11 protein-coding genes, 6 tRNA genes and 1 riboswitch are annotated in these 15227 nt (G+C 39.1%); of the genes, 8 read left to right on the top strand and 9 right to left on the bottom strand.

Translation table 11 applies throughout. The features are described from left to right. Positions 1–113: 113 nt before the first annotated feature. The 9 genes from CZ225_RS11360 to CZ225_RS11315 all read right to left on the bottom strand — a co-directional run bounded on the left by CZ225_RS11360 (position 114) and on the right by CZ225_RS11315 (position 5695). A tRNA-Gly gene (locus tag CZ225_RS11360) sits at positions 114–186 on the bottom strand. 41 nt (positions 187–227) lie between these two features. Next, positions 228–312, bottom strand: a tRNA-Leu gene (locus tag CZ225_RS11355). Positions 313–344: 32 nt separating this feature from the next. Beyond that, positions 345–417: transfer RNA gene (locus CZ225_RS11350), tRNA-Gly, on the bottom strand. A gap of 19 nt (positions 418–436) precedes the next feature. Beyond that, a tRNA-Leu gene (locus tag CZ225_RS11345) sits at positions 437–520 on the bottom strand. Positions 521–543: 23 nt separating this feature from the next. Then, positions 544–625 (bottom strand) — tRNA-Leu (locus tag CZ225_RS11340). A gap of 34 nt (positions 626–659) precedes the next feature. Beyond that, a tRNA-Gly gene (locus tag CZ225_RS11335) sits at positions 660–732 on the bottom strand. 120 nt (positions 733–852) lie between these two features. Further along, complete coding sequence (gene nspC / locus CZ225_RS11325; RefSeq protein WP_077154130.1) at positions 853–1992, bottom strand: carboxynorspermidine decarboxylase; 1140 nt, start codon at positions 1990–1992, stop codon at positions 853–855. Between the two features lie 609 nt (positions 1993–2601). Then, positions 2602–3294, bottom strand: a complete 693-nt coding sequence (locus CZ225_RS11320; RefSeq protein WP_025073571.1) for a COG1361 family protein — start codon at positions 3292–3294, stop codon at positions 2602–2604. Between the two features lie 25 nt (positions 3295–3319). Beyond that, entirely contained in the window at positions 3320–5695 is a 2376-nt protein-coding gene (locus CZ225_RS11315; RefSeq protein WP_077154129.1) for an ATP-dependent helicase, read from the bottom strand. A 147-nt stretch (positions 5696–5842) separates the two neighbouring features. Here CZ225_RS11315 and CZ225_RS11310 point away from each other — a divergent pair, with 147 nt between their 5' ends. From CZ225_RS11310 to thiH, 8 genes are all read left to right on the top strand, one after another. Continuing rightward, positions 5843–7582 carry a hypothetical protein gene (locus CZ225_RS11310; protein WP_077154128.1) on the top strand — a complete coding sequence of 580 codons (1740 nt, stop codon included), beginning with the start codon at positions 5843–5845 and terminating at the stop codon, positions 7580–7582. Positions 7583–7657: 75 nt separating this feature from the next. Then, entirely contained in the window at positions 7658–8275 is a 618-nt protein-coding gene (locus tag CZ225_RS11305; protein ID WP_077154127.1) for a superoxide dismutase, read from the top strand. Between the two features lie 141 nt (positions 8276–8416). Further along, complete coding sequence (locus tag CZ225_RS11300) at positions 8417–10396, top strand: sensor histidine kinase (protein WP_077154126.1); 1980 nt, start codon at positions 8417–8419, stop codon at positions 10394–10396. 55 nt (positions 10397–10451) lie between these two features. Further along, positions 10452–10542: riboswitch (TPP riboswitch) on the top strand. Positions 10543–10601: 59 nt separating this feature from the next. Beyond that, a complete protein-coding gene (thiS, locus tag CZ225_RS11295; protein ID WP_077154125.1) occupies positions 10602–10802 on the top strand; it encodes a sulfur carrier protein ThiS in 201 nt (66 codons plus the stop codon). Between the two features lie 4 nt (positions 10803–10806). Next, the gene (locus CZ225_RS11290; RefSeq protein ID WP_077154124.1) at positions 10807–11424 is read left to right on the top strand and encodes a thiamine phosphate synthase; all 618 of its coding nucleotides are present in this window, start codon (positions 10807–10809) and stop codon (positions 11422–11424) included. A gap of 72 nt (positions 11425–11496) precedes the next feature. Next, positions 11497–12273, top strand: coding sequence for a thiazole synthase (locus CZ225_RS11285; protein ID WP_077154123.1), 777 nt, complete (start codon positions 11497–11499; stop codon positions 12271–12273). Between the two features lie 49 nt (positions 12274–12322). Beyond that, on the top strand, positions 12323–14011 hold the full coding sequence (gene thiC / locus CZ225_RS11280) for a phosphomethylpyrimidine synthase ThiC (RefSeq protein ID WP_077154122.1): 1689 nt from the start codon (positions 12323–12325) through the stop codon (positions 14009–14011). 42 nt (positions 14012–14053) lie between these two features. Then, positions 14054–15202 (top strand): 2-iminoacetate synthase ThiH, encoded by a 1149-nt coding sequence (gene thiH / locus CZ225_RS11275; RefSeq protein WP_077154121.1) that lies wholly within the window; start codon positions 14054–14056, stop codon positions 15200–15202. Positions 15203–15227: the final 25 nt, after the last annotated feature.

The raw sequence follows: 15227 nt of genomic DNA, 5'->3' as shown, positions 1-15227 counted from the left end.
TTATGCTGAGGAATCATATACTCATTAAAAAACATTGCTGTCAATAAATAAGACTCATTACATAAATAAAAAAGGTTGCCAATCAAAGTGATTGACAACCTAGGACTTATATGAGCGGAAAACGAGACTCGAACTCGCGACCCTAACCTTGGCAAGGTTATGCTCTACCAACTGAGCTATTTCCGCAAACTAAATTTCTTTTTTTCTTCTTCAGCGATCTGAATGAGTGGTGCCCAGAACAGGACTCGAACCTGCATGCCTCGCGACACACGCACCTGAAACGTGCGCGTCTACCAATTCCGCCACCTGGGCAAAACTTAGTTTCAATATTTCAAAGAAATAAGAGCGGAAAACGAGACTCGAACTCGCGACCCTAACCTTGGCAAGGTTATGCTCTACCAACTGAGCTATTTCCGCAAAATCCTTTAATTACCTGTGAAGAGAAGGAGACTCGAACTCCCACGACATAACTGTCACTACCCCCTCAAAGTAGCGCGTCTACCAATTCCGCCACCTCTCCAGAATTAAAGTTAATAATCTCTGTGCCCAGAACAGGACTCGAACCTGCATGCCTCGCGACACACGCACCTGAAACGTGCGCGTCTACCAATTCCGCCACCTGGGCAAAGATTTATTTCCAACATTTCAAAAAAAACATGAGCGGAAAACGAGACTCGAACTCGCGACCCTAACCTTGGCAAGGTTATGCTCTACCAACTGAGCTATTTCCGCATTTTTTTCGTTTGCGGTTGCAAAGGTAGACAAATTCCGTAAACCTGCAAACATTCTGCTTACTTTTTTCACAGTAATATATTCCACTCTATACCCACCACAAAACAATCGTTTTGATTATCAACTCATTCTATTACGATAATCTTCGTAAGAAAATTGCTTGTATATTTCAGCCTTCCCTTCTTTCGTCCAAAGAGCAATAGCTGGGTGATGGATACCGTTAAACATATTTGTCTTCACCATCGTATAATGAATCATGTCTTCAAACACAATTTGTTCACCAATCTGCAGTTCATGATCGAAACTCCAAAGTCCCATATAATCCCCACTCAAACAGGAGTTGCCACCAAGGCGGTAGATATACTTCCCTTCATTTCCCATTTCCGCACCACGAACAGCCGGCTGATAGGGCATTTCCAGACAATCGGGCATATGACAAGTAAAACTAACATTTAAGATAGCAGTTTTAATTCCACGACTCTCTACAATATCTACGACTTCAGAAGTCAGTACTCCTGTCTGCCAAGTAAAGGCCGAACCCGGTTCAAGGATAATTTGTAAATGAGGATAACGTGCTTTTAACCCTTGTAACAGTTTTATCAGGTGTGTTGTATCATAATCTTTACGAGTCATTAGATGACCGCCACCCAGGTTTAACCACTTCAATTGGGGAAACCAACGAGCAAATTTCTCTTCCAGGTGTTGCAAGGTACGTTCTAACTCAAAGGAAGAAGATTCACAATGGCAGTGGCAATGGAAGCCTTCAATACCTTCCGGTAAAGTCTCAGGTAGTAAATCAGCAGTAATACCGAAACGAGTACCGGGTGCACAAGGATTATAAAGTTCCGTTTCTACTTCCGAATATTCGGGATTAACGCGTATACCGCATGAGATGTCATTCTTCTCTGCTACTATCATCGGATAAAAACGTTGAAATTGTGACAAAGAATTAAATGTGATATGACTGCTGCAACGCATTATTTCCGGAAAATCCTGTTCTGTATATGCCGGAGAATAAGTATGTGCCTTGCTCCCAAATTCCTCGAATGCTAAACGAGCTTCATAAACAGAACTTGCCGTAGAATGATCAATATATTCACGAAATATAGGAAAAGAACGCCACATGGCAAATGACTTAAAAGCCAGAATAATCTCCACTCCTGCCCTGTCAGCCACATTTTTGATCAAACTTAAATTCTTTCTGAGTAGTTCTTCTTCCATGATATAACAAGGAGAAGGAAATTGGGTAAAATCTATCATATGTAATTCTTATCTAAATAAAAACGTTCAATTCTAACGTGTCTGCAAAAATACAACACTTTTTCATTTTAAGGTTAATACCAATAAGAAAATAAAATATTCAAGTTTCACATCATTACTTCACATGAAAATCAAAATAGCTCATATTTATTCATAATCAAGAACAAACACAGAGATACACCTATAACTACAATCAGTTTCACTCTATTGAAACTAATAGTTTCATGCGGTGAAACTTTTAGTTTCAAGGTATGAAACTGATAGAATAACAGGTTCTTTTTTCATCTGACAAATGGAGCAAAACAGGGATAAAAAGTGCCTTTCATATAACATGATTAATATACACAAGAGCCATTCCGGAGACGCTTACCGTATGGATAATAAATCGGGTGATAGGTGATAGATGGGGTGATAGGTTATTTTTCAACCTATCACCACCAAAACATCGATGAATAAAGTGTTATAGAAGATTGGTGATAGGTTGATAGAGAAAATGAGATTTTTACTGTGGAGGTAGAATTTAAGACTTAATCCACTACTGCAATAATATAATACCTAAATTCAAATCTGTTGTTTATGATTGTAGATTTGATCAATCTATCTCCAGCATTATCGTTCTGCACGTTGAGTAGGCAATGCAAACTCCTGTGCATCACAAATATTTCCATTTTCATCGGACACAGCTACGCGGAAAGTAACTTCACCGTCTTTCAATTTAGGACCGGCATAAATGGTCGCTGTATAACGGAATCCTTCACCAGGTAGAATTTCCTCAACCATTACAGACGGAGAAATACCAATATGCTTTACTTTACCAACAGTCTCCACAATAGGAACAACATCATATACGGGAGTCTTCCCTTCATTCATTACCTCAAAAATAATTTTACTGCTCTCTCCTGCGTCAATCACATGGTTACGGTTATCATCAATAAAACGAATTTTGCGCAACTTCAACTGAGGTGAGGGGCGTTGTATCTGCGGACGAGTGCGGGATTTTGTATAAACCTCTCTCACTTCAGGAACATAGGCATACTCTTCTACCGGTTCTTGTTTGGGAGTCGTCAAAGCATTACCAATTGCAGCACCGGCAATGGTACCTACAATATTTCCAATAGCAGAGCCACGATATCCACCTCTCCAACCATGATTATTATCACCAATCAGTCCACCAATGGAACTACCCAAACCGCCGCCAATGGCAGCACCCGCCATAATTGCTCCCGGATTTCCCATACGTCCCGATGCACATCCACTCAAAATCAGAGCGGAAAGCAAAATCACTGTTACTTGTTTCTTCATGACACCTATAATATTTGAGTATTTTTTAATCTACTATTTTAAAACGTGCAAAACGCAGCAATAGTTGTTTGTCACCTGCATTTTTGAAGTGAATAGTTGCTTTTGCATTATCACCCGTACCTTCCACTTTTACAACTTCTCCCAAACCAAAACGTTCATGTTCAATCATCTGTCCCGCACTGATTCCCAGTATAGGAGACTGACTTGATGAAGTAGCAGAAGTATTATTATTACTTACAGGACTTACTTTCTTCAGATTTCTCGGCACCGTAGGTGCAATAATTTGTTCTTTCGGACGCCGTTCCTGTTCTGAAGAAAAATTGCCCAATGGTGTACGTTTAGATGAAGCAGAACGAGTAAATCCTCCTTCAATCTCTCGTCGGAAACGTCCCGCCCCTTCATCAACTGAACGACTGACTCCTGCTTCATGTGGTAACTGAAGATAATGCATATCAATATCACGCAAGAAGCGACTCGGACTTCCAAATTCCATCTTTCCATAACGAAAACGAGTTTTGGCAAAAGACAAAAAACAATGCTCTTCCGCGCGAGTAATGGCTACATAAAACAGACGGCGTTCTTCTTCCAATGCACGAGGAGAATCTCCTACCATACCACTAGGAAATAAATTCTCTTCTAAACCAACTACAAAAACATTCTTAAATTCCAGTCCTTTGGCAGAATGTACGGTCATCAAAGTTATCTTTTCTCCATCATCGGCTTTATCCGAATCCTGATCTGTAAGCAAAGCTATCTCTGAAAGAAAATCTGTCAGTGAGATATTAGGATTTCCTTCCTCCTGACGCAAAGCACAGAAATCGTTTATACCATTTACCAACTCCTCAATATTTTCCTTACGACTGAGATTCTCAGGTGAAGTATCTTGGCAAACATCATTGATTATACCCGATTGGCGAATGATATCCGTACCTATCTCATATGCATTCTTATCTGATTGGTCTGCAATAAATCCCTCTATCAACTCACGAAATCCTTGTAATTTTGTATGAGTTCCTTTATTTATTGCCAAGCCGTAACTTAATGGCTCGCAAAGTACGTTCCAAAGACTTACACCATTATCTGTAGCTGCTGTTATGATTTTCCCCACAGTGGTATCACCAATGCCACGGGCAGGATAATTAATAATACGCTTGAACGCCTCTTCATCATTCGGATTGACCACCAAACGAAAATAAGCAATCACATCTTTTATCTCCTTACGTTGATAAAACGAAAGCCCACCATAGATTTTATAAGGTATGCTCCGCTTTCGAAGAGCCTCTTCAAAAATACGGCTTTGTGCATTGGTACGATATAAAATGGCAAAATCCGCGTAACCGTAATCATTCATTCGTCGTAATTCCGCTATTTTATTCGCTACAATATCCCCTTCTTCCACATCACTATAAGCTTGGAATACTCCTATCGGTTCGCCCTTCTCTTTCTCCGAAAATACTTCTTTCCGAATCTGACGTTCATTCTTCTCGATCAAACTATTAGCAGCACAAACAATGGTCTGGGTAGACCGGTAATTTTGTTCAAGCTTAAATACTTTCGTGTTAGGATATACTTTCGTGAAATACAGAATATTATCAATATCGGCTCCACGAAAAGAATAGATACTCTGTGCATCGTCTCCTACCACGCAAACATGCTGATTCTCTTTCGTCAATTGCAGGACAATACTATGTTGAGCAAAATTTGTATCTTGATACTCATCTACAAGAACGTAACGAAATTGATCGCGATAACGAGCCAACACTTCCGGAAAATCACGAAATAAAATATAAGTATAGAACAACAAATCATCAAAATCCATTGCTCCTGCCTGACGGCATCTGTCCCAATATCGACTATAGATATCACGAATAGCAGGCATTTTAGCTGCCATATCTCCTTCATAAGCCTCTTTGTTTGCTGCATAACCGGCAGGAGAAACCAAGTGGTTTTTAGCACTGGAGATACGTGCTTGTATTGATCCCGGCTTATAGGTTTTCTCATCCAGCCCCATTTCCTTAATAATAGAACGAAGCAGACTTTTACTATCAGCCGAATCGTAAATAGTAAACTGAGAAGTAAATCCTATATGGTGTGCTTCTGCACGAAGAATACGTGAAAATACAGAATGAAAAGTCCCCATCCATAAATAACGTGCCCGTTCCATACCCACTTGACGGCCTATACGCTCTTTCATCTCGCGAGCAGCTTTGTTGGTAAAAGTCAGAGCAAGGATATTCCATGGATTATAACCATTTTCCTTCTCTAACAAATATGCTATTTTATAAGTCAACACACGCGTTTTTCCGGAACCTGCACCGGCTATTACCAATGAAGGTCCGTCATCATAAGTCACTGCATTATATTGACTCTCATTTAATTCCTCTATATAATTGGTATTCATAACAGCATTATAAAAACTATGGGGATTTTTAACAAACCCTTAGCGTCCTAAATTGTTTCAATAGGACAAAAGTATAATAATCATTTGACAATGAAGATATTTTTGTGAATTTTCATCACTAACAATTTTAACCTAACCTCCAAAACAATGAAAAAGAATATATTGTTAACATTCATTTGGGGTCTTTGCCTTACCATGTGTATCCCACAGGCTATGGCACAAAAACAAGGCCGTATGGAAAAACTTCTAAGGTATCTGAATGATAATGACACTGCGAAGTGGCAAAAAAATCGGGAGAAGCTTGACAATGAGACGCAGACATATTATGCGGATGCCCTGTCTTTAATGGATATTCTCGATCAATTATGGAATAAGCAAAGTGAACAAGCTGCTACCAACTATTTCGGACGTTATGAAAGAGCAACCGAAGCTTACTTTCCTGCAATCTGTGAAGCAGAGAATATTGATTCATCTAATATACGAAACAGAGCCGATAAATCAATTATCGACATTTTAGAGGTATCGAAAAATAAAATACCTTTCAGCCGAGTACTTCTGGACAGTATCCGTACTACTGGTTATCCAATGGACTCTACCATGCTGGAGAAAATAAAAAGTATCCGCGAATTAGCATTGATGGAAAATATGGTGAGTACACCTACTCTTCAAACATATCAAATTTATATCAAAGAATACCCAAACGGGAAATATCTCTCTCAAGTCAATATAACAGAAAACAAACGGCTCTACCAGCTTGTAAAGAGCACTCCAAATCCGGATAATTTCAAAGCATTCTTTGAAGACAAAGCAATGCAAAAGTTTTTCCAAGATAAAGGACCACGCCCTTATCTTAGTGAAGTCCGCACACTTTATGATGATTATCTGTTTCAGAATATCGATACACTTCAAAAGAAAGGAGATGCAACCGCTATCCGGCAAATCATTGACGAATATAAAGATTCTCCATACCTGACCCCTTCCGAACAAACTCATTTAAACGAACTTGAGTTTATCAGTGAGCAGGCGGATTTTGAGCTACTAAAACCTAATTTAACTAGTTCCGAATCACTCCATCTATTAAAAAAATTCCTTGCAACACATAAATATAAGGAATTTCGCGATCAGGCAAATGCATTACGTCAAGGATTTATTTTGCAATCAATCGTCTCTACTCCCAATTGTGTGAAATGCTATAACCAAGGTCGCTTGACAAAAGTAAGTGAAAACGATAGTACTGGCATTCGTTCGACAACATACTCGTACAATGATAAAGGACAAGTTTTATCAATTGTAACTCTCACTGAGAAAAATGGTCAAACCGTTAATCAAACAAAAACCAGTATGTTATACGACCCACTTGGACATTGTATCTTCGAAGTAAAAACGGACCCCAAAACTCAAACAGATTTATACCGAAGAATACGTCACTTCAATTCTGATGGAAGTATTGAAAGCGATTCGCTTAAGTATATAGATGGGAAATTAGTTACCAGTAATTATAACAAGCAAGGATTACTAACAGAAGTGAAAGAATATAATAAAAATGGAGAACTGCAAACATCTACCACCAATAAATACGATGATAAAGGAAGATTGCTGGAATCACAATATCAGAATCTACAGTTTACCAACTCTCCTGCTCCGATACTTTCACAAAAAGAAATATATGAGTATGATAAATATGGTTATCTGAAGAGGATAGTCTATCAACGGATTTCCAGCAATAACCAAAAGACTGATGGATACCTAACCTGCATATACGATGAATATGGCAACCGAATTGATGGTAACTCCTATTATGAATATGATAATACCGGGCAATGGATATGCCGGACTAATTATGATAACCCCAATGATACGGTTCGTATCCAACATATTTATAAGTAGAGAAAAGAGGTAATGAACTTTTTATCTAAGGAGTTGTTATTACTATATAAAACATCCATTTAAAATTTGGACAATATGAATACTATATTAATGTCTTTAATATTTATGACCATGACTTACGAAATGCCTAAACTTCCATACGCAAACAATGCGTTGGAACCTGTAATCAGTCAGCAAACTATTGATTTCCACTACGGTAAACACTTGCAGACGTATGTAAATAACCTTAACAGCCTTGTGCCGGGAACAGAATATGAAGGTAAAACAGTGGAAGAAATTGTTGCAACCGCTCCTGATGGAGCCATCTTCAATAATGCCGGACAGGTATTGAATCATAATTTATACTTCTTGCAATTTACTCCTAAACCTTCGAAGAAGGAACCCACAGGAAAATTGGCAGAAGCTATCAAACGTGATTTCGGAAGTTTCGATAACTTCAAGAAAGAATTCAATGCCGCTGCGGTTGGCTTGTTCGGTTCCGGCTGGGCCTGGTTATCAGTAGACAAGAACGGTAAACTCCATATCACCAAAGAAGCTAACGGTAGTAACCCGGTGCGTGCCGGATTGAAACCTCTTCTCGGATTTGATGTTTGGGAACATTCCTATTATCTGGATTACCAGAACCGTCGTGCCGATCACGTGAACGGACTGTGGGACATCATTGATTGGGATGTGGTAGAAAAAAGAATGTAACAGATCTTTTTAAAATCAAACTAAATTATTAGGGAGGTCGTTGTGGAGAATTACACAACGACCTCTTTTTTACTTATTTTATTGCATATTAAAGCTATTAATTGTATTTTTGCGACACTCTGATCACTCACAAAGCAAATTATGCCCAGACATCAAGGAAATAAAAGATACATTATAATATCTACCCTCTTTCTATTGCTCGCTTCACTCTGTAATGCTTCAGCAATAATGAACAAGAAGAATGAAATTCTTTTTATTACTTCTTATAATTCCGATACTCAATATACCTATGACAACATCAATACATTTGTAGAAACCTATTATAATTTAGGAGGTAAATCGCCTATTGTTGTCGAGAATATGAATGCCACCGACTTAAAACAAGCACCAATATGGAGAAAAACGCTTACAAGCATCCTTGATAAACACCCAAGTCCTAAACTTGTAGTGCTACTAGGTGGTGAAGCATGGACCAGTTTCTTTAGTCTTAAAGAAGAAAAGTATAAGAAAATTCCTGTTTTCTGCGCAATGTCCTCCCGTTATGGCATTACTATCCCCGAAGATTCCATTGATATAGAAACGTATGAGCCACAAAGTATTGACTTCACAAAATTAATGAAAATATATAATGTAAAATTCTGTAGCACTTATCAATATGATATAGATAAGGATATAGAACTTATAAAAAGTTTCTATCCGAATATGGAAAATATCGTATTCGTATCGGATAATACATACAACGGACTTACTGAGAATGCCTGGATGAAGAAAAACATGAAACATTATCCTGAATTATCAACTACATTTATTGATGGACGCATTCATAATCTTGATATGGCGGTGGATCAATTATATAATTTACCCGGCAATTCAGTCATGTTACTTGGCATCTGGAGGATAGATAATCTAGGAATCACATATATGAATAATTCTGCCTATGCTTTCTCGCAAGCCAACCCTTCCTTACCTATATTCAGTATGACTTCCACCGCAATTGGTTATTGGGCTATCGGTGGCTATGTTCCTCAATACGAAGGAGTAGGAAAAACAATGGGCGAAAAAGCATTTCAGTACTTAGACAAAGGGAATGACGCACCTCTGGAGGTTCAAGTTCTACCCAATATTTATAAATTTGATGCAAACAAATTAAAAGAATGGGGATTCGAGTCCAAGATACTACCTCCAAATTCAGTTATAATCAATCAACCAATACCTTTCCTAGAAGCCTATAAAACGGAAGTACGTCTGATTCTCCTTGTATTTATTGTATTAATTGCAGGATTAATCATCTCTCTCTATTATTACTACCGGACTAAAATACTTAAAAACCATCTTGAAAAAACAACTCTCCAATTACAAGAAGACAAAAAGAAACTGGAAGAATCGGAAGTACAACTAAGATATGCAAAAGAACAAGCCGAAGAAGCTAATCGCATGAAAAGTGCTTTTGTTTCGAATATGAGTCATGAAATACGAACTCCTTTAAATGCAATTGTCGGCTTCTCAGGACTGCTTATCAATAGTATTGATAAAACAGAAGAACAAAAGGAATACGCAGATATTATCCAAACGAATTCAGACTTGTTGCTTCAGCTTATCAATGATGTATTGGATATTTCGCGACTAGAATCCGGAAGGCTGCAATTCAATTTTGAATGGTGCGAATTGATGAATCACTGTCAGAATATGATAATTTTGACAAACCGCAATAAAACAAAGAATATAGACATCAAATTACAAATGCCCAAAGAACCGTATCTGCTTTACACTGATTCTCTTCGTTTGCAACAAGTCATTATTAATCTGCTTAATAATGCTATAAAATTTACTCCTGATGGCGGAAGTATCATTTTAGATTATGAAGTAGATGAGAAAAATCAATGTCTGTTATTCTCAGTAACTGACACAGGCTCAGGAATTCCTGAAGACAAACAAGAAGTCGTATTCCAGCGTTTTGAAAAGCTCAACGAATTTGTACAAGGAACAGGTCTCGGATTGGCTATCTGTAAACTAATGACACAACGTTTGGGAGGAGACATTTGGATTGATAAAAATTATAAGAATGGAGCAAGATTTGTATTTTCTCATCCCATCATAAAACAGGAATCAACAGAAATATGAAAAAAAATCAGTCGATTTGATGTTTTTCTGCTTCTTTTTCATTTACTTTGCCGTCGTAAAGACAAAGGGGTGCCCCAAAGGCTGAGATTATACCCTAATAACCTGATACAGTTAGCACTGGCGTAGGGATTGTGTTTCTTCTTATCACCTTCAATAAAAGCACGCTCTTTGTATTTACTTTCAACTTATTCAGATTAATAGGAAAATGAAAGTACAAGTAAACAACAAAGAGGTGGAAATTGATTCAGCTTCTACCCTTACACAACTGATTACGCAATTGAAACTTCCGTCCCAAGGGATTGCTGTTGCCATTAACAACAAGATGATCCCTCGTACTGAATGGGAATGTTTTTCACTCCAAGAGAATGATAATCTGGTAATTATTAAAGCAGCCTGCGGAGGGTAACCCAATGATTAGCCTACAATTTATCACTCATCAGACCGATGTATATTCTTATTTTAAATCGGCATGCCTGGCACTCGAAGGAGGATGTAAGTGGATCCAGCTACGTATGAAAGATACTCCTCTTGAAGAAGTTGAAGCCGTGGCACTCCAATTAAAGCCACTTTGTAAAGAACACAATGCTATCTTAGTGTTAGACGATCATGTCGAATTAGCTAAAAAGCTAGAAGTAGACGGGGTCCATCTGGGCAAGAAAGACATGCCTATCGACCAAGCCCGACAAATCCTTGGTGAAGCATTCATCATTGGTGGTACTGCTAATACATTTGAAGACGTCTTACAACATTATCGTGCCGGAGCTGATTATCTGGGTATAGGTCCTTTCCGATTTACTACCACTAAAAAGAATTTAAGTCCTGTTCTGGGACTAGAAGGTTATTCTTCTATCATTTCACAAATGAGAGAGGCTAATATAGAATTGCCGGTAGTTGCAATAGGAGGAATCACCTATGAGGACATTCCTGATATACTCCGAACTGGTGTAAACGGAATTGCCCTTTCAGGTACTATTTTACGAGCAGAAAATCCAGTGGCAGAGACTAAGAGGATTCTGAACTGTTATTAATTTCTTTGTTCACTCCATCATACAAAGAGTCATCCATCATTTAGAAAATTCATCATTCAAAATTACCATAATATGGAAAAGTTAGTAATTGCGGGACGTGAGTTCAATTCCCGCCTTTTCCTGGGAACAGGAAAATTCAACTCCAATGAAGTAATGGAACAGGCCATTCTAGCCTCAGGCACAGAGATGGTAACCGTAGCAATGAAACGTATCGACATGGACAACAAAGAGGATGATATGCTGAAACATATCATTCACCCCCATATCCAGTTGTTGCCTAATACTTCCGGTGTACGCGATGCAGAGGAAGCAGTATTTGCCGCACAACTTGCTCGAGAAGCATTTGGAACAAATTGGCTGAAACTCGAAATTCACCCTGATCCGCGTTATCTACTCCCTGATTCTATGGAGACTCTGAAAGCAACAGAACAATTAGTGAAACTTGGTTTTATTGTACTTCCTTATTGCCAAGCAGATCCTGTACTATGCAAACGTCTGGAAGAAGTTGGTGCTGCCACCGTAATGCCTCTCGGAGCTCCGATCGGTACCAACAAGGGATTACAAACCAAAGAGTTCCTGCAAATTATTATTGAGCAAGCTGGCATTCCTGTAGTTGTAGATGCGGGTATCGGTGCACCAAGTCATGCAGCAGAAGCAATGGAACTAGGTGCATCTGCCGTTTTGGTAAATACTGCAATAGCGGTAGCCGGAAATCCGATAGAAATGGCAAAAGCATTCAAAGCTGCAACTGAGGCCGGACGGCAAGCATACGAAGCAGGTTTAGGATTACAAGCAGACAACTTCGTAGCAGAAGCCAGTTCACCCTTAACTGCATTCTTGAATAAGTAAAAATGAATACTTCAATTGATATTTATTACTCAACTGAAAAACATTATATATGGAACAAAGAATAAAATTTCCTCGCTCTCATAAAGTATATCTACCCGGTAAGCTTTATCCTAATATCCGTGTAGCTATGCGGAAAGTAGAACAAGTTCCCAGCACCTGTTTTGAAGGAGAAGAAAAGATTGTAACACCCAATCCGGAAATATATATATACGACACCAGTGGACCGTTCAGCGATCCGGATATGAGTATTGATCTGAAAAAAGGATTGCCACGTATGCGGGAAGAATGGATCGTCGGACGAGGTGATGTAGAACAGCTTTCTGAAATTACATCAGAATATGGACAGATGAGACGTGATGATTCCAGTCTTGACCATCTACGTTTTGAACATATCACCCTGCCTTATCGTGCAAAGCAAGGAGAAGCAATCACTCAGATGGCATATGCCAAACGGGGAATCATTACTCCTGAAATGGAATACGTAGCTATCCGCGAAAATATGAATTGCGAAGAACTAGGCATCGAGACTCATATAACGCCCGAATTCGTCCGCAAGGAGATAGCAGAAGGACGTGCCGTACTGCCAGCCAACATCAATCACCCGGAAGCGGAACCAATGATCATCGGCCGTAACTTTCTGGTGAAAATCAATACAAATATCGGAAACTCCGCAACTACTTCCAGCATTGACGAAGAAGTAGAAAAAGCACTATGGAGCTGCAAATGGGGAGGTGATACATTAATGGACCTCTCTACCGGTGAGAATATTCATGAAACACGTGAATGGATCATCCGTAACTGTCCTGTTCCGGTAGGCACTGTACCTATTTACCAAGCATTGGAAAAAGTAAATGGTGTTGTAGAAGACCTGACCTGGGAAATATACCGAGATACTTTAATAGAACAATGCGAACAAGGGGTAGATTATTTCACTATTCACGCTGGTATCCGTCGTCATAACGTCCATCTTGCTGACAAACGTTTATGTGGCATTGTTAGTCGTGGAGGAAGTATCATGAGTAAATGGTGTTTAGAACACGACTGTGAAAGTTTCTTGTATGAACATTTTGATGATATCTGCGATATTTTGGCACAATATGACGTCGCAGTATCATTGGGAGACGGATTACGCCCGGGTTCTATTCACGACGCTAACGATGAAGCTCAATTTGCAGAATTAGACACTATGGGAGAATTGGTTCTTCGTGCATGGGAAAAGAATGTACAAGCCTTTATCGAAGGTCCCGGTCATGTACCTATGCACAAAATCAAAGAAAACATGGAACGCCAGATTGAGAAATGCCACGATGCACCTTTCTATACCCTCGGTCCATTGGTAACCGACATAGCACCGGGATATGACCACATCACTTCAGCTATTGGAGCTGCACAAATTGGCTGGTTAGGTACTGCTATGCTGTGTTATGTCACTCCCAAAGAACATCTTGCCCTACCGGACAAAGAAGATGTTCGCGTAGGTGTAATCACTTACAAAATAGCAGCCCATGCAGCAGATTTAGCAAAAGGTCACCCGGGTGCACAAGTAAGGGACAATGCACTAAGTAAAGCACGTTACGAATTCCGTTGGAAGGATCAATTCGACTTGTCTCTTGACTCGGAACGTGCACAGGCTTATTTTCGTGCAGGACATCACATAGATGGAGAGTATTGTACGATGTGTGGTCCTAACTTTTGTGCTATGCGATTGTCACGTGATTTAAAGAAGAACAGGGAATAATCCTAATTTCTTCATATTTAAATTTTAATTCTATATTTTATTATGTTCTCAGACGAATTAGAAAAAATATCCTGGGAAGAGACGACAACAGCCATCTATTCCAAAACCGATGTTGATGTACGTCGTGCATTAAGCAAAAAGGAGCACTTGGATGTCAATGACTTTATGGCACTGATTTCTCCTGCTGCTACTCCTTATCTGGAAGTTATGGCACGTCTTAGCCAAAAATATACAATGGAACGGTTTGGTAAAACCATCTCTATGTTTGTACCGCTCTATATTACCAATTCATGCACTAATTCATGTGTTTATTGTGGTTTCCATATCAGTAATCCAATGAAAAGAACCATACTGACCGAAGAAGAAATTGTCAATGAATATAAAGCTATCAAGAAGCTAGCTCCTTTTGAAAACTTATTGCTCGTTACAGGAGAAAATCCAGCCGCAGCGGGAGTTCCATATATTGCTCGTGCATTAGATTTGGCAAAACCTTACTTTAGCAATCTGCAAATTGAAGTAATGCCTCTAAAAGCTGAAGAATACGAGGAACTGACACATCACGGTTTGAATGGTGTAATTTGTTTCCAAGAGACTTATAACAAGGCTAATTATAAGATCTATCACCCAAGAGGTATGAAGTCCAAATTCGAATGGCGTGTCAATGGTTTTGACCGGATGGGTCAGGCAGGTATCCATAAAATTGGTATGGGAGTGTTGATCGGTTTGGAAGAATGGCGGACAGATGTTACTATGATGGCTTATCATCTCCGTTATTTACAAAAACATTATTGGAAAACAAAATACAGTGTTAATTTTCCACGTATGCGTCCATCTGAGAATGGAGGATTTCAGCCTAACGTCGTTATGAATGACCGGGAACTGGCACAGCTTACTTTTGCCATGCGCATCTTTGACCATGATGTAGATATCTCCTATTCAACCCGTGAAAGTGCAGAATTTCGTAATCATATGGCAACTTTGGGAGTAACAACCATGAGTGCAGAAAGTAAAACCGAACCGGGAGGATATTACAGCTATCCGCAGACATTGGAACAATTCCACGTAAGTGATGAACGAAAAGCGGTAGAAGTGGAACGTGACTTAAAAACACTCGGACGTGAACCGATCTGGAAAGACTGGGATCAGAGTTTCGACCAACTCCCAAAAGGGAGAGTTTCTGGAATCTCATAGCCATTCCAAACATAAAACATTATTA

This window comes from Bacteroides bouchesdurhonensis (assembly GCF_900155865.1).
In the GTDB taxonomy this organism is placed as follows: Bacteria; Bacteroidota; Bacteroidia; order Bacteroidales; family Bacteroidaceae; genus Bacteroides; species Bacteroides bouchesdurhonensis.
The sequence above is the reverse complement of the archived record's forward strand: the minus strand, read 5'-3'. Positions and strand labels throughout refer to the sequence as shown.

Bases quoted from the DNA above. Each gene is read 5' to 3' on its own strand.
- CZ225_RS11305 (WP_077154127.1), top strand. From the start codon at position 7,658: ATGAATACTATATTAATGTCTTTAATATTTATGACCATGACTTACGAA.
- nspC (WP_077154130.1), bottom strand. From the start codon at position 1,992: ATGATAGATTTTACCCAATTTCCTTCTCCTTGTTATATCATGGAAGAA.
- CZ225_RS11290 (WP_077154124.1), top strand. From the start codon at position 10,807: ATGATTAGCCTACAATTTATCACTCATCAGACCGATGTATATTCTTAT.
- CZ225_RS11310 (WP_077154128.1), top strand. From the start codon at position 5,843: ATGAAAAAGAATATATTGTTAACATTCATTTGGGGTCTTTGCCTTACC.
- thiC (WP_077154122.1), top strand. From the start codon at position 12,323: ATGGAACAAAGAATAAAATTTCCTCGCTCTCATAAAGTATATCTACCC.
- thiH (WP_077154121.1), top strand. From the start codon at position 14,054: ATGTTCTCAGACGAATTAGAAAAAATATCCTGGGAAGAGACGACAACA.
- thiS (WP_077154125.1), top strand. From the start codon at position 10,602: ATGAAAGTACAAGTAAACAACAAAGAGGTGGAAATTGATTCAGCTTCT.
- CZ225_RS11315 (WP_077154129.1), bottom strand. From the start codon at position 5,695: ATGAATACCAATTATATAGAGGAATTAAATGAGAGTCAATATAATGCA.
- CZ225_RS11285 (WP_077154123.1), top strand. From the start codon at position 11,497: ATGGAAAAGTTAGTAATTGCGGGACGTGAGTTCAATTCCCGCCTTTTC.
- CZ225_RS11320 (WP_025073571.1), bottom strand. From the start codon at position 3,294: ATGAAGAAACAAGTAACAGTGATTTTGCTTTCCGCTCTGATTTTGAGT.
- CZ225_RS11300 (WP_077154126.1), top strand. From the start codon at position 8,417: ATGCCCAGACATCAAGGAAATAAAAGATACATTATAATATCTACCCTC.